A 21,341-nucleotide genomic window follows, 5' to 3' on the forward strand; every position below is an offset into this window, starting at 1 on the left:
GAGGTTCGGCTTGGCTGTATCGTCCTTGGCTAAAGAAGAGTATAGCTAAATTGTTCAAGCTATCTGCGATGTTGGGATGATCACCTGTGAATAAAGCTTGGCAAACATTAACGCATTCTTGACTCCAAGGTTCGGCTAATTGATATAGTCCTTGTCCCTCATAAAATCTTGCTACTCCCTCAAATACCCAAGCTACTTCATCATTAGGTACTGATGCGGAGAAATTTATCTGTTGTTCTCTTGCTTCGTTTACTTCTGCAATTATCCGTTCTCCCAAGTCTTCAATGTGGGGAATAACATCTTTAACACGTTCGATATCTTTAGATGTTGCTGACTGGGGAAGGCTTTGAGCAACGGTTATCATTGCAGAAGCGAAGGTAGTTTCTAAAACTGACTTCATCTCACCAGCGTTTGCTAACTGTTCTTGCAAAAACCACCGCACTAAGGCATGAATTTTATAATATCCTTGGCTGTCTTCTACTTGTTGCAGCAAGTGACGTTTGTAGAGTTGTTTTTTGGCTTCGTTGATTTCATCTGGTAAACCTAACCCCCCTAGCCCCCCTTCCCTGCGAGGGAATGGGGGAATCAAAGCCTCTCCCCCACGGGGGGAGAGGTTTGGAGAGGGATCATCTTCATCATCTCCACCAGTCGCTACCCACACCACAAAATCCCATAAAATTGACTGGGGCGCAAATAAACTTAAAAATTTGCCTAGTTGTTGCGTCAAAGGGTAACGGTTGAGTTCTTCCCAAGTTAAAGAAAAGGCGGCTTTCACTCCCAGTTCTTCTTTGTTAAGAGTTTTCCTATTTTGTAAAGCTTCCTCGTCTAACTTGCGTTGTTGCAGTCGCTCCAACATTATATATAGATTTAAATTTGGGTCTTCTGCTAAATAAGCACCAACTAACTCTATCCCCAAAGGCAAATATTCTAGACATTCACATATTGCGTCTGCGGCTTCTGGTTGGTTGTCTACTCGCTTGTCTTTCCCCAGCAATTTTTTTAACAGTTCTAATGCTTTTTCTGGCGAGAGAACATCTAAGGGAATTTCTTGAATAAAGTTTGGATCTAAATTTCGCAGGCGAGTTGTCACTAAAACACGAAAACGGTTATCGCTGGGAACAACTTCGCGCAGGTTGTCTAAGCTGGTGACATCATCAAAAACTATTAATATAGGTAACTCAGCTTGGGGATATTGCAACCAACACCAAGCGACTTGTTCTTGTAAAGTTAACAGTCTTCCGCCTTGTTCTTGGGGAATCTCAAAACCAAGTTGAACAAAAAAACTCAAAACTTCCGCCGCGAGATTACTGGCTCGGTCATTAAACCAAGTTATTCCGCCATAATTATTTTGATATTGTTTAGCGTATTGGGTGGCAAATTCTGTTTTACCTACGCCTCCCATCCCTGATATTGCGACATAGTTACCACGCTGTAAGTCTTCATGTGCTTGTGTCAGTTCTGTTTCTCGCCCGACAAAGTGAACAGAACCGCGTGGTATATGTTTTGTGGGAGTTAACTTTGTCCGTTTCCCATCGGACGAGTTTAGTCAATTAAAAGTGACTGGGGCGTTAAATGTATTACCTTGAAAAAAGTTCTTGATTTCATCTGCGAACTTTTGATTGTTGTTAAAAATCGGCTGTTGTGACTGAGATTTGAGCGTGTCGGCGATTTCCTGTATTAATTGAATAAAGTTCTGATTCGTTTCTGCTTGTGCTGCTGTCGCCACTTCTTGTACAGCTTGCGCGATTTCAGGATTAACCTTAGCCGCAGCTTCTACTTCAATTACAGCTTTGCCATAATCGAGTGCTTGTTCTGGTGCTTTTTCAATCGCGGCGACAACATCCGGCGAGTGTTTTCTCAGCTTGACAAGCAAATCGCCAGTTTTATTCCACAGAGTTTCGCCAACTATCTCACCAGTTCTTTCTAACGCTTTGGTGGCGACTACAGAGCCAAGTGCGATCGCCGCAGTAGTTAAAGGTTCCATGTGCTACTTTAATTTAGGTGCATCCTACTTATTTAGTAACACACGACTTTAGCCTCAAATTACGCAATTTAACTTAAATAATTTAGATTTTGACTATCAAAAGCAGTACGTTATGGCTAATTTCTTCCTCAATTGCTTGTGAATAAACAGATCCCCGACTTCTCAAAGAAGTCGGGGATCTAAAGCGCACCGATTTTTCCAAATCTAATAAAATTGCTATATATGCTAGTTTAGTTAACTATCAGCATAATGCTTGCCTAATTAGTGTAATAAATAAATTTATGAACATTCAGCTTGTTGAATCTTTAGTTAATGCCATCAAAGCTTTATCTGTTGAAGAACAAGAACTATTAAAGCAAAAATTAGCACATAAATCTAATTGGCAAGAGGTACGAACCAAAATTTTAACTAATGCTCAAGCTATTCAACAAAGATACAATAGTCAACCCTTTGAGCCAGATATTGACCAAATAATTCATCAAATGCGAGAAGAACGAGATCAACAATTGTTAGCAGATTAGTTACCCAGTCAAAAACAATCATGACTGCAATATTTATTTGTGTAGATGCTAATTTTTTAGTTAAGTTAGTTACTTCAACCTCAAAAACATCGCCATACTTGATTTTATGGGATAACTGGGAGCAGAACCAAGCTCAGATTATTGCTCCAACTCTTTTATGCTACGAAGTCACAAATGTTTTTCATCGAATGCAACTGGCAAAACAATTATTGGAGACAGAAGCTCAAGAATGTCTCCATAATGTTTTAAATTTATCTATTCAATTTTACGGTGATCAGCAACTTCATCAACAGGCTTGGGAAATTGCACAACAACTCAACCTCTCCGCAACTTATGATGCTCATTATTTAGCATTAGCACAAAGATTTCAGGCAAATTTTTACACAGGTGATAAACGTTTATTTAATCAGGTTCATTCTGTTTTGCCTTGGGTTAATTTAGTTGAATAATCATAGAAGAGTAGACTGCGCTCTACTTCACTCAGCTTAAGAGGATATCTGAAAAGTCGAAAATTATACTAATAACCCCTCTCCAAACCTCTCCCCGAAACGGAGAGAGGCTTTGAAACCCCCATTCCCTTGTAGGGAAGAGGCTAGGTTTTTAAAACTTAGATGTTAGCAGGAATACTTCTGAGATATCCTCTAATAAAAATTCGGAAATGTTGGGTTTCACATCGTTATACATCTAACCTACATCTACATCTTGTGTCGTTAGTAATCAGAACCCTGTCGTCACTACACAGAACTCTGTCGTTAGTAATCAGAACTCTGTCGTCACTACACAGAACCCTGTCGTTAGTAATCAGAACCTTGTCGTCACTACACAGAACTCTGTCGTTAGTAATCAGAACCTTGTCGTCACTACACGAAACCTTGTCGTTAGTAATCAATACAAAATCCTATATTCACTTAGTAATTGCACTTAGCTAAATTATCAATTTTATCTAAATTAAATAACTGTTCACAATTGGAGTAATTCTGTTAAGTAGTCTTACTAAAATTACTCTGATGCAACATAATTTGTCTCTGTAAAAACTGGCAAATTGTTAACAAAAATCTTTGTTTTAGTAATTGACAAGTATAAAATTATACATTATATTGAAAGACATGATAAAAGCGATCGCCCAATCCCGCGAAGAAGAAAGCGATCGCCTTTATACAAACCCCAACAACGGAGTATAAATATCATGATGGCACAATTACCAAAATCCGCCCAATCAAAATTAGCGCAGTTCTTAGGCGAAGATAGCAATTCCTCCATCCTTAATCAAATTTCTCAACAGCCATTTCCCCACCGAGAACCAATCAAACATTTATTAATTGGTTCACCCAAAGCCGTCACCAGTACAATTCACTATTTGCAAGTAATTGGCTACGCCAGTGTTGGGGATTGGAGTCCACTGCTCCCAACCGCCAATCCAGCCGAAGTGATGAGTATTTTAACTAGGTCAATTTTGATGCAATAAGCAAAATGTAGAGACGTTGCAATGCAACGTCTTTTAAATTTAAGCAAAAACACCAGTTTTTACCTAAAAAAATCAGATAACAAATATTAATGTTTGTGAATTTTGCTGACGCGGAATGCAGTTAGTTTAAGACAAACTAACTCTAGAAGTATTATTAGGAGAATAGTTATGTCTCTGAAAAAACGTACACCCCGCGTTTTAGAAAAAGCTGAATTAAGAGCCTCTGGATTGAAAGCAATTGATCCAAATATGGATTTTGGGGACGAGCGCAATTTGCAAAATATGACACAACTAATTGAGCAGTATCGTAGCAAAATTGATGCTTATAATACTGCTCTAGCTGTGATTGACTCTTCCAAAATGGCAATGAAAGAGTTAGAAAAAAAATTAGGCGCTCTTAATGAAAAAATGCTAATTGGAGTTGCTTTTAAATATGGTAACGACAGCACTGAATATGAGATGGCTGGTGGTGTTCGCAAAAGCGATCGCATCCGCAAAAGTTCAATCACTCGCTTGAAAGGAAGCACAGAAGAGATATCTAATAAAGTTTAAAATACATAACCCTACACTATCCAAGATTTTCGGTGCGTTAGGAATACACTCTTAGAGGATGTTGAGAAAGTATTATTGTGAACATCAAAATCTTAAAAACCTAACCCCCCAGCCCCATTCCCTTGTAGGGAATGGGGGTTTTAAAGCCTCTCTCCGCGTCGGGGAGAGGTTTGGAGAGGGGTTTTTAGTATCTTTTATGACTTTTAAAACAACCTCTTAACGCACCTTATTATTTTTGTACTAAAATGCAAAATGGTATGAGGCGCTAATTATGGAAGAATTATTAACTCTGAAAGAATTGCTGCTTCAAGGTAATATCCCAGGAGCATTAATTATTGTAGAAGAATTAGCAGAAATGAGCCGCAATGACATCATCAAAACGATTCGTAGCTATGCAGTAATTTTGTTGTTACATCTAATTAAACAACAAGCTGAAAATCGCACGACTCGTTCTTGGGATGTCTCCATTCGGAATTCAGTTCGAGAAATTCAACGAGAAAATAAGCGCCGTAAAGCAGGAGGTTATTATCTCACGCCAGAAGAACTCAGAGAAACTTTAGCAGAAGCTTATTTAAATGCCATTGATCAAGCTTCTTTAGAAGTAGAAGAAGGTCGTTATGAACCAGAAGAATTAGAAAAGCTAGTTAACAGCGAAGAAATTATTAACCGTGCTTTAGACTTAATATTATCAGGAGAACAAGATACCCGACTTCTTTGAGAAGTCGGGTATCTGAACTACTCGATTTTTAATAAAGGAGAACTAATATTAATTGGTTAAACAAAGGCTCGATACATTATTAGTAGAATTAAATTTATGTACTTCTCGCGCTTTAGCACAAAGACTAATTCAAGCAGGAGAAGTGACTGTTAATCAGCAGATAGTTGATAAGCCTGGGACAGAAGTAGATATTGCGGCGCAAATCAAAGTTAAAGAGCGATCGCGGTTTGTTTCCCGTGGCGGCGAAAAACTAGCAAAAGCTTTAGAAGAATTCGCCATTCCTACCGCTGAACGGGTTTGTATAGACGGTGGAATTTCTACAGGTGGCTTTACCGATTGTTTACTCCAAGCAGGAGCCAGTTTAGTTTATGGTATTGATGTTGGTTACGGCCAAGTTGATTGGCGGTTGCGAAATGATGCGCGGGTGATTTTGCGAGAACGGACAAATCTACGACAACTACAACCCCAACAATTATATGGTGAAGGCGATCGCATTCCCGATTTGGCGGTGGTGGATGTATCGTTTATTTCCTTAACCAAGATTTTGCCTGCATTGTGGCAATTAACTCAAGCTCCCCGTGAAGCAGTGTTGCTAGTCAAGCCACAATTTGAAGTGGGAAAATCTCGTGTTGGCAAAAAAGGTGTTGTGCGCGATCCTGACGACCAAGCTGATGCTATTTTTCAAGTATTACAAACCGCTGATCAATTAGGCTGGAAATACAAAGGCTTAACTTGGTCGCCAATTACAGGCCCGGCCGGGAATGTAGAATATCTTTTATGGTTAGGGATGGAAAGTGAAACACCACCACCAAATTTAGATGTAATTAAACAATTGACGAAATCAGCAATGGCTGATTTACGCGAGAATTAAACCAGTTATCAGTATTTATTGATAACTGATAAGTAACCACGCAAAATTAATTACAGTCATTGCGAGCAAAGCGAAGCAATCCTAACCCTTGCGATTGCTTTATTTCGCTTCGCTCCATTCGCAATGACATTGTGTAATTAATTATGTTGAACTACTTTGTTCACTGTTTACTGTTAAACATCGTAAATCAGACACTCTAAAGCTTCTGGGTGTCTGTCGCAGAATGATTCTAGAGAGGTTTTGCGGTGTTGTGCTTGCTGTTGATGAGATTTTTCAGCTTGTAATTCTTCGACAATATCCCAAGCTACAGCACAGTTAGGAGATCCATCCCCGGTTACTTCACAAGTGGAGCGAGCTTCTGCGATCGCTTCAAAAATTGCTTGTTCAATGGTTTTGCTACCATTTTGCTCAGATTGGTTTGCAGTGTCGAATCTGTCGTAAGTTGCTGTCATGATAAATCTACCTTTGTTTACTGAGATAGAGAGAGATGTGTGCTGCTGTGAAATTCACAAGCCAATACTTTCAGTTTAGATAAGCTAAAAAAATATTGCTGTGGTGAATACCCTCTTTTAATAAACTAAATTAATTGGGAAATCCACCTTGTCATTTTTGATGCAAAAAGCTATGACCAAGAAATAATGAAACCTGAAATAGCAAGTTCCATCTCTACACTTTTATAGTGCATTGTAAATTAGGCATCTAGGGCAATTATCAGCAGAATTTGATACAAGTTGATAAAGGCTGATAAACAGTAATAATTAGGGAAATAATTCTTTGAAATTCTCAATATTTCAAGCCTAATTCTTGTTGCAAACGATACAGAATTGTATTTTGGTCAACCTGCGAGAGAATTTCTTGAATCACAGTACTAGCGCCTAATTCTCCCCAAGTGCAGCCTTTTGCAAGATAAACTTGAGCAGCTTTGCCAACAGCATAAGCACCATAACCAGCAATTCCCGCTTGGGCGATCGCACTACCAGCAAAGCCAGTAATATTAGCTGGGTTATCACCACTAGCGATCGCTGCGGTACTTTTACCTAATCCTAATACAAAACTACTGCCTAATTCTCCAATTAATAAACCGCCAGAACTCATTAAAATAGTTTTAAAAATTTTCCCCGCCTCATAGCTAGTCATTGGTAAACCATACAACCGCGCCAAAGCCCGAATTAAAGCTAAATCGGCAAAAGTTCCCCCAAGCACATCTAAAACAGCAATCGGGTTGAGCGCTACAGCTAAAGCTTTATATTTAGTAAATTGCCAGATAATTGCTTCTGCTTCTTGTTCGCGTAAATCAAGAGTTTTTTGGGCGATCGCCGCTTCTGCTTCCCGTGCTTGTAGTAGTGCATTTAAAGCCAAAAGCGATCGGCCTTCACGATTAAGAATCTTCAACAGAGTTTCCTGAAGTTCTTCAATTTGCGGTGGTGGCGTTTCCCATTCATAACTTACACGCCCATCCGGCCATTCCACCCGCACTTCCAGTGGTGCAGGTTCCGCCGCCACCATCACAATTTCATCGGGTAACAAAGGCTTACCTTGGGGATGTCCTGCACCAAGTTGTTGTAAATTTTGATAAATTGCGCCTCTATCTGTATCTGGGTAAAGGTCGATTTTGTTAAATACCAAAATCAGCGGTTTTTGCGCCTGACGTAAATCTAGCAATGCTTGATATTCAGTCCGCGTAATATCACCAGACACAACAAATAAAATCAAATCTGCCTGACGCGCCACATCTCGCGCCATTTGCGCCCGTGACTCCCCAGCAATTTCATCTAACCCCGGAGTATCAATTAACTCTACAATTATCTTGCCTCCCGCTGGTTGCCATCTCACAGAACGCGGCCATTGAGTCACCCCATTTAACGGCCCTGTTTGCAAAATCTTCTCTCCCAGCAAAGCATTCAACACTGCCGATTTTCCCCGACTCACCAAACCAAAGACAGCTATTTTAATTAAATTAGAATCTAGTTTACTGAGTGTGGCATTCAAAACCTCTAATTCCGGCTTTACCAAACCCGCCAATTCTGGGTTAAATGATAACTGTCCTGACTTGCGAAGATATCCATACCAAGATAACGCTTGTCGGAGACTAGCACGGGCGCGGTTTAAATGAGTTTCTTCCAGGTTACGATTACGCACGGGGATTTAAGGTAAAACAAACAATAGGTTATAAGAACTATAGCCATATCTCTATTCTGCGTTAATTTATAACCTGTCTGTGTTGTTGCTTAATACTCTAGATCTGATTCTTCCACAATCGGCAATTCAATGCTGAATTCAGTTCCCCAGGATGGATCAGATATCATATTAATTCGACCATTATGACTCTCAATAATTTGGTAACTAATCGATAATCCTAATCCTGTGCCTTGACCGACGGGTTTAGTAGTAAAAAAAGGATTAAATATTTGATGATGAATCTGGGAGGGTATACCGTTACCGTTATCCTTAATGCGAATGGCAATGTAACAATCGTTGAGTTTCTCAGTACAAATCCAGATGCGACTAGGATAATTTTGCTTTAATTCTGGTGACGCTGCCAGCGATCGCAATTTTTCCGCTTCTTCTAAAGCATCAATCGCATTATTTAAAATATTCATAAATACTTGATTGAGTTGCCCAGGAGAACAATAAATCAATGGCAATTCATCATATTCCTTAATCACTTCAATGCCACAATACTCAGCGCTAGGTTTGAGGCGACTTTGTAAAATCATCAATGTCGCCTCTAAACCCTCATGAATTTTAACTAACTTGAATTTTGCTTCGTCTAATCGAGAAAAGTTTCGCAAAGATTTGACAATCTCAGCAATCCGCTGAGAACCCATCTGCATAGACTGGAGTAATTTTTGGATATCTTCTTGCAGAAAATCAAGCTCTATGTTGCCAATTGCTTGCTCAATCTTCGGTGTTGGCTGGGGATACTCTTGTTGATAGAGGTGAATTAGTTTGAGTAAATCATCATAGTATTCACTGGCATAAGCAAGATTTCCATGAATAAAGCTAATAGGATTATTAATTTCATGGGCAATTCCCGCAACTAACTGTCCTAACCCAGACATTTTTTCTGTTTGCACAGCCTCCAGAGCATTTTGCAGTTTGATCAGAGTGTATTTTAAGGTTTCATTCGATTGTGCTAGTTCAACCTGAATGCGTTGGCGCTGTTGAATTTCCTTACTTAGTGCATGAATTTTTTGGTTCAGCACAACAAATTCATTTTTCTTGCGCTTGTCTAACCGTAGTAAAATAATTGCGGGGCTTTGAGGCGATCGCGGTTGAACTACCCCCCCTTGACTACGACAAGCAATCCCCTCTTCTTGGGCTTGGTGAATAGTAAAAGCGCCCAAAATCATTTGACGACTTTGGGCGCAAGCTTTCAGATAATCAGCTACCTTCTCTGGCGAATCAGTGACAAACTCACTCAAATACTGACCAATCAGTGCTTTACTAAGTTTATTAAACAATTTAGTTGCACCTTGATTGACTGCCAAAATTTCACCTGTGCTAGTTATCAGCAGCATAGGTTCTGGCAAAACCTGGGCAAAGGTTAAAAATTGATCAGGTGTCATGATCTTGAGGTATAGCAGCAGTATCTTTGCTGTTGCACGGAACACTAACAGAGTAAAAGTGAAAAGACTCCGCTATCTTTGAGGGAATCAACTTCAACCGGAACATATTACAGCCACAGGGTTATAAGCTTAACGCTGCTACTAAACTTTAAAGTATTCTTGTCCAGCAAAATCCTCTACTTCTTCACTCGGTTTGAGATGAATAATCACTGTGCATTCCTTTGCACCTCTAGCGATTGTGTCTTTTAACTCGACTCTTGCATAACCGAGATTATCCGCTGCGATCGCACCAAATATATTCGATGTCATCACACACATAGCTTCGCGCCCTTCTACCTGTTCTGCAAAGGGACATCTGCGATTGCCTAAAACTATTTTCTCATCACTTTCTTCAATTACATAAAAGTCGCCTTGAATCCGGCGTTTCCAATCGACAAGAACTGCTGTTACCTGCTCACGGGAGAGATTAGATAGTTGCAATCCGTTATGATATATCTGGTTGACGTGCTGACCAGTTCGATAGCCAACTACATTCAAAAATCCTGCTGCTTCTTCAATACCAACCACATCTTGTAAAGTTCCAGCTAATTCTCGAATGATAGTCCGCAGAAACTGATCACGTTCTATCGGTAATTCTAATGATTTTATCTCGTCGTCGAGTAAAGATGTTTGAATCATAATGGAGTTTTCCCCTGGATATCTAAAGTGAAGAATCTTCAATAGGAATGTGTTAAAGGAAAATTAATGAAATATCAAAATCCCTTCCTTTAGTTCTATTGACACCCAACTAATAGTAGTCTTCCCTTACTAGTTAGAAAACTCACATCAACAGTGCATAATTTACCTGATTTCAACTGGTTTAAACATCCTCTGAATTGATAAATGCCTTGTAGCCTTCAATTTTACTAGCCAACCGTGCAGCCAAAAATGGACTTGCATCTTTCAAAGCTGTGTATATCTGCATAGCTTCTTCTCGGTATTTGGCAATTTTTTCTTGATTCCAGTAATGTGGCGGTGCTTGGAGGTTAGTGATTCTATCTGCCAACTTTACCATCCAGACTTCTGGCGGCTGTTGTTTTATCCGCCTTAAACTATCCGCCATTTGAAGATGTTTTACCAGATTATTATCTTTAGTTAATGCAAGTATACCTTGGGCGACTGCTTCACCAAACTCAGCTTTAATTTGTTCAAAAGTTGTATCGGTGTCTTCGATGGTGTCATGCAAAACTGCACATTGAATTGCCAAATCACCATCAGCCACTTTTTCCACGTTCAAAGCTGCAATAATTTCCATACTCACAAAACTCAGGTGCATAATATAAGGCAATTCTGAACCTGGCATCTTCTGATCTTGATGAGCGATCGCCGCGAATTTATACGCTTTAATATAACTTTCTTGTGACCAGTTTTGGGTATTCATATCAAAAATTATCAATCTAATATGTAATCACTTCAAAGCTCAGATACCAGACTTTTTACAAAGAGAACAGGGAACAGATAAGACGGCATAATTTTAATTCAACTACCCTCTTGACATTACACACATTACATACTACATTTGTAGTATAAAGATAACAACCCAGTTCCAAATCATCAAAACATGGGTCTGTAGCTCTAACGGTAGAGTTCCCGGATTCCACTTGTGTCCTAACCGAAAAAGCTTACATACTAGCTCAATAGTAGAGCGCTCGTCTTGAGAACGATTAGTTGCAGGTGCGATTCCTGCGTGTGTTACCACAGCTTTTTCAACTTGCATGAGGAGTGAGTGCAACTCTCACAGGGAGGGTATCGGTTCAATTCCGATCAGATCCATTAAATAATTTGTCATTAAACAAGAGGTGATTGTCATGGTTCATATTCGATTTGAAGGACGTTCTGTTGATGTTGCAGAAAGACAACTAGGAATTGTTGCACAGATGAATGATGTAGCAGTCAAAGAACAGGTAGCGCGACATTTAGATGTCAATAGCGATCGCCTTTCTGCATACATTGTAGATCGCCGCTCTAGTGGTGATTTGATTATCCGTCCTGAAGCTGTGTACGGTTGAAGACCCTAATCTTCCGTGTCCTGACACATCAAGCATACATACACATTGATAACGGCTCTAAGGTAGTAAAATTCGAGCGATCGAACAAGCGAAGCATGATTTTTAAATCTCTCGCAGATTTAGCGTGCGTGTCCACTGCCAATATTTGGTAAGAACGGCCGTAGTTGTAAAAAGCTTTTTGAACTTACACGGATTTATTTAAAACTTTATTCCGCGCCCTAACTTGTAAAGCCTACACACCATCCAGCAATGGATATACAGGTTCAATTCCTGTCGCTTCCACTAATGGGAGCGTAGCCTAATTGGTAAAGGCGACTGTGAAATAGCTTTGCTAACTTGTGCGGAATTCCAATAATTGAAATTGTATTTAACTAAAACATTAATTCAATCATAGAGAGGTGATTTCAATGATGTCCCATAACTTATGTAGCCACACAACCTCATCAGTAAAACCATTTTTCAATAACATAAGTTATGAGCGAACATCGTTTGAGCGAAGTCGTGATTGAACGTCCTCGTTATGGCAGAAGAATTAGTCTAAAAAAGCAGACAGGCTCTAAAAAGCAACTGTATAAACTCACCCAAGAAGCAACTGAATATGGGTTCTTCAATCCCTACATAATTAAAACTAACCGCAGACATAGAACAAAGCATTCTTCAGATCAGCTTGGCCCGTTGCGTCGGTTTTTGCGCTCGAATGTTGGACAACCTTGGGATGATGTTTATAGCAAACTCTGTCAACGTTTAAAGACTAACACAATGACAGGACAACACGTTATTGGTCATTTGTGGGATTTCGTTGAACGCCACGTAGAAATAATTGATGATGTCTTGTATGGGAAGTCTTATCGGTGGTATGGAATTAAATTAGATGGCATTGACCGCAATTGCTTCTATGTTCATCCAGAAACTGGGATTCTTTGTGTAGCAAGGCGAGTAGCTCATAAGTGGAGTTTCCCAACAAATAATGATGTTATTACCATTGATAATTATCATCAATACCAAAAAATAGACGATATTTGGTATCTCATTACTTTTGAAGATTTTCCTCCTGACCCAAAAGATTATACAAAGGATATTTTTAAAGGTGTACTTAATGAGTATTGTTCAGCCGGTGGAGTTTACGCTGTGAAAAAACAACAGTGTAATAAAAAACAACTCCGATGGATTTTAAAACAACTTTCTCAAAATTAAAATTATTCACTTCGTGTCCTAACCGCAAAAGCCTACATACTAGCCAAATTGGAATAGGCACTTGACTTAAAAGCAAGAGTTTACAGGTTCAAACCCTGTGTATGAATCAACAGCTTTTTCGACTTACATGAAGTGATTTTATTCATCATCAACTATGAGTTAAATTCAACTCATTGGAGGTTGCCATGTCTGTAAAAACTTTAGAAATTTTAGAACAACTCAAGTCTCTCACTACCAACGAAACTACTCAATTAGTCAAGCAGATTGAAGCAACCTTCAATGTTGATAGTTCCACACCGAAATTAGTTCGGATTGGTAAACGAGATGAAGATGAAATTCAACCGCAAATTCAGACCGAATTTGATGTTTTATTGGTATCGGTTCCGGCGGAAAAAAAGATTACCTTACTCAAGGTCATCCGTACGCTAACTGGAATGGGACTCAAAGAAGCAAAAGATTTTGTAGATTCCCTTCCTCAAGTGGTGCAGTCGGGATTGGATCAAGAAGCAGCTGAAGCTCTCAAACAGCAGTTAGAGGAAACTGGTGCTGTTGTTTCTCTCAAATAACATAATATCGGCAGTTGTTGCCGCGCCCCGATCGCAGAAGCTTACATAACTCTAAATCAGTTACAAAAATGCTTCTAAAACTTGCGCGGTGACAATATCACCCCGCGTGCAACATCTGCCTCCTGCAATTTTGAGATTTTAGATTGCAATCTAAAATCCAAAATCTAAAATTTTTTGAGGAGGTATTATGAATACTACAGAACGCGACTTGCGTTTAGAAATGCTCAACAGTTTGCTAACAACACCTCACCGCAAACTTGAGCAAGTCGCAGAAATTCATCAGTTAATTGTTGAACTTGACCCTATATTTTACGGACATTTGGCAGTTTGGTATCAGCGTCATGGTGATGTCCGCGACCACAAGGAAGTGTTTGTGGCTCATTTGCTAACCAGCAATTTAACTGAACACAGAGATGCTGGATTTATGATGCTGCAAGAGTTTCCGCCTTATCAGGTGGCTCGTGTAGTAGATTTTATGAAGCAGCAGCAAAATAAAATGCCACGTTCAGCGCGGACTGCGGTGCGACGTTACCTGAAGACACGAGAAAGCAATCCAGCTTTATTCGATCGCGCGGCACTGCGAGGACGTAAAGCAATGAAGCATTTGTATGCGTCTCTGCACATCAAGCCAAACGAACGCGCAAATGCGATTTTGTTCCGCGATACTCCGCCAGAGGGTTCTTTAGCAAATGTGTTAAAGCAACTGGCTAAGGCAAAAAGTACCGCAGAACAAGCAAGGTTGATTGTGGAATTTAAGATTCCCTATACTATTGCGATCGGTGCAATCAAACAACTTACACCAGTTGTGTTGGTAGCGTTAATCAACAGCATGACTCCCCAAGAAGTGATCAATAACCTCAAATCACTCCAGGCGCGGGGTGCAATGGATCATCCAGAAGTCAAAAAGCTGATTGATTCTAAGCTGGAAGAAGCATCTAAAAGTGGGCGTGTGGCTGCATTCAAGGCGCAGATTGCCGCAGACACCGCAGACTTCGACGCAGATACCGTTGCGCGACTAGAAAAAGTCACTAACGAGCAGGTGAAACGACGCGGAACAATTGCCCGTCCAACCGCTTTGCTGATTGACAAATCTGGTTCAATGGATAATGCGATCGCTCTTGGTAAGCAACTGGCTGCGCTGATCTCTGGTATCACGCAAGCAGAGTTGTTTGTCTACGCCTTCGATACCATTCCCTACCCTGTCACCGCTAAAGGCAAAGAGCTAACAGATTGGGAGCGTGCCTTTCAGCACATCAATGCAGGTGGTGGTACTAGTATCGGCTGTGCATTGGAAGCAATGCGGAAGAAAAAGCAGGTAGTTGACCAGATAATTCTGGTAACAGATGAAGGTGAAAATGCGACACCTTACTTCAGTGAAGCCTATAAGACTTACTGTCGTGAGTTTGCAGTGATGCCTAATGTTGTGATTGTTCGTCTTGGTACTTATTACAACTGGGTAGAAACTCAACTCAAGCAGCAGCAAGCACCTGTAGAAACTTTCACCTTTGCCGGCGACTACTACAGCTTGCCTAATCTTGTTCCACTGCTAACACGTCCCTCGCGCCTAGACTTGCTAATGGAGATTTTAGATATGCCATTGCCTGTGCGTGAGGATAAGTAGAATCGAAAATGGGTGCGTTATGTTTATACTTGACGCACCTGATAACCTAAAGCAATTTTGGTGTTGCTGATTAGTAGAATATGTGTTGTTTCGCGCATAGACGCGGTAGCGGCTTCTCGAAGAGTAGATGTAAAGGCGCAAAAAATCAATGTTTACTCTTTGCTAAAAACCTTAATTCATCTCTTGCGTGACCCGACTTTTGGAGCCTACATACTAGTACGAGAGGAAAAGTAACACTGTCAAATCAGTGGGCGTTTGTGAAAGGGGAGTACGAAGAACCTGGAAAGTAGGCTTAAAAGTAGCCATCTTTGAAAGAGTGTGTAACAACTCACCAGCGGAGTTCCTTTAGTAACAGAGAAAACGCAATGCTCCACAAACTTGCACGCGGGAAATAATTATATAAATTCTAATGTTACTCAATTAACGGATAAATTCTTCTTTGCAACTTTGCGTGAGCTTATTATGACTAATATCCGTAAGCTAATTAATCAAATTGCGATCGCTGAATCTGAGTTGTACACTACCCAATTTCTCGCGCCTTGTGTCAAAGGTGGACGAGTTCGCACAAAGGTAACGGGGATGGTTTACACCTTCATACCAAAGCCAAATAAATTTGAAGGTTGGGGTATTTTTCAGCCTATGGATACGAAGACAGCAAAGGTTGTGGAAGAAGCAGACTTACCCCAAATCGCAGAATACTTGCAACATTTTCCCCAAATTAGGTTGCGGTTAGCACATCAATTACAGGGAAAAACTTGGTTAGCATATCCGGTGAATGAAGTAGATGTGCGTCAACGGTTGCAGGTGGTAAAACCGATCGCAGTTCATTTAGTAACTGAGGCTGGAGTATTTGAGCAAATTATCGCCCGTTGGAATGGACAATCGTGCTGGTTTGAAGATATCGATCGCCGTACAGATCCGATAATTGTGGAAACTCTGCAATCTGCTGTGAAGCAACTGATTCCCGTGGAGGAATTGAAGTTTAAGGATTTGACTCCAGAAATTCGCACTGTGTATGAATTAGCAACTAAGCGGATTGAGGGTTTTGATCAAACCAAACAAGATGAAAAGCGATTGAAAAAAGCTTTGCAGATGGGTGGTGGTGAATTAAACCAATTTCACGATCGCGGTGATTACTGGACAGTTGATTGGACAACCGCTGATGGTGTGCGTCACAGTAGCGCGATCGCTAAAACTGATTTGACTGTAATTAGTTCTGGTATTTGCTTGAGTGGACGCGATCGCGATTTTGATTTGCAATCTTTAGTAGCTGTCATGGAACAGCAGGAGTAATAATGAGTATTTTTTTCCACGAACAGCTTTACCGCAGCAATGCTGTTATGGCAAAGTTGAAAAATTATCCTGTAACAATTTGTGGTGCGGGAGCTTTAGGAGCTAACATTGCTGAGAACTTGGCGCGGTCTGGTTTTGATAAACTGACAGTGATTGATCGCGATCGCATTGAGGAACGCAACGTTTCTACTCAGCCTTACTACCGTGCTGATGTCGGTGCATTCAAAGCGAAAATTTTGGCTAATAATTTATACCGTGCAGTTGGTACTAAAGTTGATGCCAAAACTAAAGAATTGACATCAGAAAATACCAATCAATTACTCAAAGATAATCAGCTAATTGTTGATGTTTTTGACAACAGTGTGTCACGTCAAGCGGTGAAAGATTATGCTGATCAATTTAGCATTCCTTGTATTCACGCTGGGTTAGCTGCTGATTATGCAGAAATTATTTGGAATGACGTTTATCGCGTTCCTTCCGATGTGAATGATGATGTTTGCGATTATCCACTAGCGCGAAACTTGGTGATGTTAACTGTGGCTGTGACTTGTGAGGCGATCGTTTCATTCATTGCTACAGCACAACAGCGTAATTTCACAATTACATTGAAAGATTTAACTGTTCAATCGCTATGTTTGTGAACTCAAGCAAACAGTTTACACATCATCAGTCATTTTGTTTGTCGTATTTGAGCGAATGGCTTTGTTCAAATCTTGAAACAAGTCTTCTTCTGCATCCCGTTCTTGTTTGAGTTCTCGAATCATTTCCTGGCTAGAACCAATCAATAAACCCGCAACTCCACCAATAATGGCGTATTTTTGAGCTAAATCTTTATACATTGGACTTGTGTACGGGCAAGGAAGTAAATGAGCCACAACAAAACCTATACCTGCGCCTAAAAATGCGGTGACAATGCCAGAGAAGGTAATTAATTTGGCGTTCATTTGCTTTGCTCCAATGCTCAATTTACTCGCATATTAGAGCATCGATTTACTAATCGAAGACCTAACCCCCCAGCCCCCTTCCCTCACAGGGAAGGGGGTAACTCAACTCCCCTCTCCGCGTCGGAGCGAAAAGTTGAGCCAGTGCGTTGGACGGGTTCCCCGGCATAAAGCAACTGGCGTTGCGCGTCCGGGTTTCCCGGCGCAAAACTTTTCAAGACAGAGGGGTTGGGGGAGAGGTTCTTTCCAGATTACTAAATTGGTGTTCTTGCGGGTATGGCTTGATTATCTGTGGATTTAACAAATTTGCACCTAAATTTTTACCTGTTGTAATATGAAATTCTTAGAGGTTGTTTTAAACGTGATTTGTTGTGATTGTAAACACCTATCGATCCCCCCTACCCCCCTTAAAAAGGGGGGAATTTCTTCAAGTCCCCCTTAAAAATAGGGATTTAAAAGGATCAGATGATTTGTGTGTACACGATAGCCTTAAAAAGGGGGAAACTGGACTCAAAGTCCCCCTTTTTAAGGGGGATTTAGGGGGATCTACAAACTTTTGCTACACACAGCAGAATTTTTTAAATATCTTCTTAATTTAGCCGCTGCATTCACAATGTCAGCCAACACATTAATTATGTGAGGCGACGCATTAATAATGTGTTGCTCAACATTCACAATATCAAGCAACGCATTCGCAATGTAACGCGTTACATTAACATTGCCGATGAAAAAAACTAATTGTCAGTGGGTTGAATCATGAGATTGGTGATCATCAGGGTTCTGCGTTACAGTCACAACTGATTTAGGTTGTGTATTTGCTGTTGCTTGTCTCTCAGAATCAGGAGACCCAGAACGATGAGAAGGTTTGCGCTTTAAAAAGCGTTCTTCCAAATTCTTGATGATGATGTACAGCACTGGTACTATCAGCAAACTCAAAATTGTAGAAACGAGTAACCCGCCAAATAACGCCGTTCCCAACGACCAGCGTGAGGCAGAACCGGCTCCTGAAGCGACTACTAGAGGGAAAAACCCTAGCAATGATGCACTTGATGTCATGACAATTGGTCGAAATCGCTCTTGGGCGGCGGTTAAAGCTGCTTTTTGAATTGTCATCCCTTGTTTAAAGGCTTGGTTAGCAAATTCGACAATCAAAATTGCGTTTTTTGAGGCAAGTCCGATTAACATGACTAATGCAACGTTGGCATAGACATCGTTGACTAAACCGCGTAATGCTAAAGCACTCAACGCACCTAACAACGCTAAGGGTACAGTCAACAAAATAATTGCTGGGTCAATATAACTTTCATACTGAGCCGAAAGGGTGAGAAACACCATCACGATTCCGAAACCAAAAATCAGAATACCCAAGCTACCCGCAGATAATTCTTCTCGCGCTGTGCCAATCCAGTCGCTACCAATTCCGGGAATGGCGGCTGTATTGACTGCTTGCTGCATTGCTTGGATAGCTTGTCCACTACTGTAACCCGACGCTTCTCTACCTTGAAGGCTGATAGCGCGGAAGCCGTTGTAATGAGAGATGACGGCTGGCCCGGTAATGGGTGTGAGTGTGGCTACCTCACTTAAGCGCACCATTTGGTTATTTGCCGATCGCACATACAATTGCCGAATATCGTCTGGTGATTGTCGATAGTCGCCGTCTGCTTGTACATAAACACGATAACTCTGCTGTCCCAGGGTAAAATCATTCACATATTGGGAGCCAACGGCAGATGAGAGGGTGTTGACAGCTTGCTGAAAATCGACGTTGAGGGCTTCTAGGCGATCGCGATCGAAGTTAATTTGAAACTGGGGTGTACTGGCGGTAAATTGCGTAAATACGCCACCTGCTAAGGCTGGTTGTTGATTAGCTTGAGCAATTACCGCTTGAGCGTTGGCGAAAAAGTCATCAATTGTTAATCTTCCATTGGTGCGGTCTTCTAGCTGTAACTCAAATCCCCCTAATGTACTAAAACCTTGAATTGGTGGCGGACTAACTGCGGTGATAATCGCTTCGGGGATTGATTGAAATGCGCCATTGATTCGCCCTAAAATTGCCGTGGCGCTTTGATTTGGTTGAGTACGTTCTTCCCAAGGTTTAAGTTTGGCAAAAAATACACCGCGATTAGAACCACTACCCGCAAAGCCAAATCCTGACGTTGCAAACACGTTATCAATCTCTGGTTCCTTCTCCAGAATTTGTTCAAGTTTTGTAATTACTTCATCGGTATAACCGAGAGAAACGCCATCAGGAGCTTGAATAATTCCTAACACAATGCCTTGGTCTTCATTAGGAACAAACCCTGTTGGCACTTGAGTAAACATAAAATAGGTTGCAGCTAAACCCACCACAAACAATGCCACAACAGCATAACGTAAGCGAATCAAAAAATTAACGATCGCAATAAACTTTTGAATAATCCATTGCAATATCTGATTAAATTTGTTGAAAAACCAACCCACAGGGCCGCGTTTGGGTTGGGGCGGACGCAGTAAAATCGCCGCCATACTCGGACTAAAGGAAAGGGCGTTAAATGTGGAGATGGCGATCGAAAATGCAATTACTAAGGCGAACTGTTGATACATTTTCCCGGTGGAACCAGGGAAAAATGCCACGGGAATAAACACCGCCATTAACACTAAGGAAGTGGAAACTACTGCTCCCGTCAATTCCTCCATTGCTTCAAAAGAGGCTTGTAGCGGTCTAACTCCCTGTTCAATTTTGCTGGCGATCGCTTCTACAACAATAATCGCATCATCAACAACTAATCCCGTGGCTAAAATTAAGCCAAATAAAGTCAAGTTATTGAGGGAAAATTTAAATATGTAAGCAAATGCCAATGCCCCAATCAGCGAAACTGGAATCGCCACAATGGGAATAATCGTAGCTCGCCAGTCTTGGAGAAACAGAAAAATCACCAACACCACCAAAGCGATCGCTTCGACTAAGGTTTTGATTACTTCTTCTAACGAAGCTTGCACAAACCCAACGGTATCGTAAACAATCTGAGTTTTTAATTCCGGCGGAAAATCTTTAATCAATTCATCCATCTGCGCTTCAATGTTTTTTGCCACATCCAGCGCGTTACTTCCTGGTGACTGATAAATTGCCAGCCCAATGGCAGGTTTACCATTATTTCTGGCATTGCTGGCGTAAGTTTCCGAGCCGAGTTCCGCCCGGCCAACATCCCGAAGTTTAATTAAATTACCGTTAGTCCCCGCTTTAATCACAAGATTGCCAAACTCCGCAGCATCTTTAAACTGACCATTTACCCGCAGGGGAATTTCATAACTTTGACCAGCAGGGATAGGCGCTTGACCTAAAGTTCCGGCTCCGGCGAGAATATTTTGCGATCGCAATGCCGTCGCTACATCTGCGACAGTTAATTGTCGACTCGCTAAAGCATTAGGATCAAGCCACAGCCGCATTGCATAACGTTTTTCACCAAAAATTGTTAAATCGCCGACTCCTGGAGTTCGCAGCAGTTGATCGCGTAAATTCAGGTCAATATAATTACTAATAAATAGCGGATCATATTCATTATTTTCCGCATAAAATGTATACACTAACAAAATACTTGTAGAAGCTGTCTGCGCGGTTACACCCAGTTGTTGCACACTTGTGGGTAGGCGGGGTGTAGCACGAGCAATCCGGTTCTGTACGTTTACTTGGTCAATATTTTTATCAGTTTCCGAACCAAAATATACAGAGATTTGGCTACTACCAGCGGAACTATTGGAGGTCATGTACTGCATCCCCTCGACCCCGTTCAGTTGACGCTCAATTGTGGTTGTAACAGCACTTTCCACAGTAGAAACATCCGCCCCAGTATAGTTAGCTGAAACTTGAACGCGGATGGGGGCAATATCTGGCAAGTAATTGAGAGGGAGTAGGGGAATACACACGCCTCCCAAAATCAAAATCAACAGAGAACAAACGGTGGTTAACACCGGACGCTTGATAAAAGTATTAGCGATCGACATGATCGGATGTCCTGGAT

The 21,341-nt window shown here is 41.0% G+C and carries 22 protein-coding genes and 1 tRNA gene; 13 read left to right on the forward strand and 10 right to left on the reverse strand.

The window, feature by feature from the left end:
• Both NCWK1_RS25955 and NCWK1_RS25960 read right to left on the reverse strand, forming a co-directional pair.
• A partial coding sequence (locus NCWK1_RS25955) for a tetratricopeptide repeat protein (RefSeq protein WP_245894994.1) occupies positions 1-1,402 on the reverse strand: 1,402 nt, incomplete at its 3' end.
• Between the two features lie 144 nt (positions 1,403-1,546).
• Positions 1,547-1,984 (reverse strand): hypothetical protein, encoded by a 438-nt coding sequence (locus NCWK1_RS25960; RefSeq protein ID WP_103126691.1) that lies wholly within the window; start codon positions 1,982-1,984, stop codon positions 1,547-1,549.
• 281 nt (positions 1,985-2,265) lie between these two features.
• Between NCWK1_RS25960 and NCWK1_RS25965 the strand changes: the two genes are divergently transcribed.
• The 6 genes from NCWK1_RS25965 to NCWK1_RS25990 all read left to right on the forward strand — a co-directional run bounded on the left by NCWK1_RS25965 (position 2,266) and on the right by NCWK1_RS25990 (position 6,111).
• Complete coding sequence (locus NCWK1_RS25965) at positions 2,266-2,505, forward strand: hypothetical protein (RefSeq protein ID WP_103126692.1); 240 nt, start codon at positions 2,266-2,268, stop codon at positions 2,503-2,505.
• Between the two features lie 20 nt (positions 2,506-2,525).
• Positions 2,526-2,954 carry a type II toxin-antitoxin system VapC family toxin gene (locus NCWK1_RS25970; RefSeq protein ID WP_103126693.1) on the forward strand — a complete coding sequence of 143 codons (429 nt, stop codon included), beginning with the start codon at positions 2,526-2,528 and terminating at the stop codon, positions 2,952-2,954.
• Between the two features lie 737 nt (positions 2,955-3,691).
• Complete coding sequence (locus NCWK1_RS25975; protein WP_103126694.1) at positions 3,692-3,970, forward strand: hypothetical protein; 279 nt, start codon at positions 3,692-3,694, stop codon at positions 3,968-3,970.
• A 168-nt stretch (positions 3,971-4,138) separates the two neighbouring features.
• Entirely contained in the window at positions 4,139-4,522 is a 384-nt protein-coding gene (locus NCWK1_RS25980) for a hypothetical protein (RefSeq protein WP_103126695.1), read from the forward strand.
• Positions 4,523-4,793: 271 nt separating this feature from the next.
• On the forward strand, positions 4,794-5,240 hold the full coding sequence (locus tag NCWK1_RS25985) for a DUF29 family protein (RefSeq protein ID WP_096577631.1): 447 nt from the start codon (positions 4,794-4,796) through the stop codon (positions 5,238-5,240).
• A gap of 52 nt (positions 5,241-5,292) precedes the next feature.
• Entirely contained in the window at positions 5,293-6,111 is an 819-nt protein-coding gene (locus tag NCWK1_RS25990) for a TlyA family RNA methyltransferase (RefSeq protein WP_103126696.1), read from the forward strand.
• Positions 6,112-6,284: 173 nt separating this feature from the next.
• On the opposite strand, the gene NCWK1_RS25995 is transcribed toward NCWK1_RS25990, so the two are convergent.
• The 6 genes from NCWK1_RS25995 to NCWK1_RS29295 form a co-directional block, all read right to left on the reverse strand.
• Positions 6,285-6,563, reverse strand: a complete 279-nt coding sequence (locus NCWK1_RS25995) for a Calvin cycle protein CP12 (protein ID WP_096577635.1) — start codon at positions 6,561-6,563, stop codon at positions 6,285-6,287.
• Between the two features lie 331 nt (positions 6,564-6,894).
• The gene (locus tag NCWK1_RS26000; RefSeq protein WP_103126697.1) at positions 6,895-8,250 is read right to left on the reverse strand and encodes a DUF697 domain-containing protein; all 1,356 of its coding nucleotides are present in this window, start codon (positions 8,248-8,250) and stop codon (positions 6,895-6,897) included.
• A gap of 89 nt (positions 8,251-8,339) precedes the next feature.
• Positions 8,340-9,680, reverse strand: a complete 1,341-nt coding sequence (locus NCWK1_RS26005) for an ATP-binding protein (protein ID WP_103126698.1) — start codon at positions 9,678-9,680, stop codon at positions 8,340-8,342.
• 141 nt (positions 9,681-9,821) lie between these two features.
• Entirely contained in the window at positions 9,822-10,358 is a 537-nt protein-coding gene (locus tag NCWK1_RS26010; RefSeq protein WP_103126699.1) for a methanogen output domain 1-containing protein, read from the reverse strand.
• Positions 10,359-10,539: 181 nt separating this feature from the next.
• Entirely contained in the window at positions 10,540-11,100 is a 561-nt protein-coding gene (locus tag NCWK1_RS26015; RefSeq protein ID WP_103126700.1) for an HD domain-containing protein, read from the reverse strand.
• Between the two features lie 132 nt (positions 11,101-11,232).
• Positions 11,233-11,436 carry a hypothetical protein gene (locus NCWK1_RS29295; RefSeq protein ID WP_148666405.1) on the reverse strand — a complete coding sequence of 68 codons (204 nt, stop codon included), beginning with the start codon at positions 11,434-11,436 and terminating at the stop codon, positions 11,233-11,235.
• A 91-nt stretch (positions 11,437-11,527) separates the two neighbouring features.
• On the opposite strand from NCWK1_RS29295, the gene NCWK1_RS26025 reads away from it, so the two are divergent.
• The 7 genes from NCWK1_RS26025 to NCWK1_RS26055 all read left to right on the forward strand — a co-directional run bounded on the left by NCWK1_RS26025 (position 11,528) and on the right by NCWK1_RS26055 (position 17,043).
• On the forward strand, positions 11,528-11,728 hold the full coding sequence (locus NCWK1_RS26025) for a hypothetical protein (RefSeq protein WP_103126701.1): 201 nt from the start codon (positions 11,528-11,530) through the stop codon (positions 11,726-11,728).
• Positions 11,729-12,202: 474 nt separating this feature from the next.
• Entirely contained in the window at positions 12,203-12,922 is a 720-nt protein-coding gene (locus NCWK1_RS26030) for a hypothetical protein (protein ID WP_103126702.1), read from the forward strand.
• A 33-nt stretch (positions 12,923-12,955) separates the two neighbouring features.
• Positions 12,956-13,026 (forward strand) — tRNA-Leu (locus NCWK1_RS26035).
• A gap of 81 nt (positions 13,027-13,107) precedes the next feature.
• Positions 13,108-13,488 carry a 50S ribosomal protein L7/L12 gene (gene rplL / locus NCWK1_RS26040; protein WP_103126703.1) on the forward strand — a complete coding sequence of 127 codons (381 nt, stop codon included), beginning with the start codon at positions 13,108-13,110 and terminating at the stop codon, positions 13,486-13,488.
• Positions 13,489-13,675: 187 nt separating this feature from the next.
• A complete protein-coding gene (locus NCWK1_RS26045) occupies positions 13,676-15,109 on the forward strand; it encodes a vWA domain-containing protein (RefSeq protein ID WP_103126704.1) in 1,434 nt (477 codons plus the stop codon).
• Positions 15,110-15,571: 462 nt separating this feature from the next.
• The gene (locus NCWK1_RS26050) at positions 15,572-16,402 is read left to right on the forward strand and encodes a hypothetical protein (RefSeq protein ID WP_103126705.1); all 831 of its coding nucleotides are present in this window, start codon (positions 15,572-15,574) and stop codon (positions 16,400-16,402) included.
• 2 nt (positions 16,403-16,404) lie between these two features.
• On the forward strand, positions 16,405-17,043 hold the full coding sequence (locus tag NCWK1_RS26055) for a ThiF family adenylyltransferase (protein ID WP_103126706.1): 639 nt from the start codon (positions 16,405-16,407) through the stop codon (positions 17,041-17,043).
• Between the two features lie 15 nt (positions 17,044-17,058).
• Here NCWK1_RS26055 and NCWK1_RS26060 read toward each other — a convergent pair whose 3' ends face one another.
• A complete protein-coding gene (locus tag NCWK1_RS26060; protein ID WP_187308253.1) occupies positions 17,059-17,346 on the reverse strand; it encodes a hypothetical protein in 288 nt (95 codons plus the stop codon).
• 738 nt (positions 17,347-18,084) lie between these two features.
• Positions 18,085-21,324 (reverse strand): efflux RND transporter permease subunit, encoded by a 3,240-nt coding sequence (locus tag NCWK1_RS26070; protein WP_103126708.1) that lies wholly within the window; start codon positions 21,322-21,324, stop codon positions 18,085-18,087.
• Between the last annotated feature and the right edge of the window lie 17 nt (positions 21,325-21,341).

Source organism: Nostoc cycadae WK-1 (genome assembly GCF_002897135.1).
In the GTDB taxonomy this organism is placed as follows: domain Bacteria; phylum Cyanobacteriota; class Cyanobacteriia; order Cyanobacteriales; family Nostocaceae; genus Nostoc_B.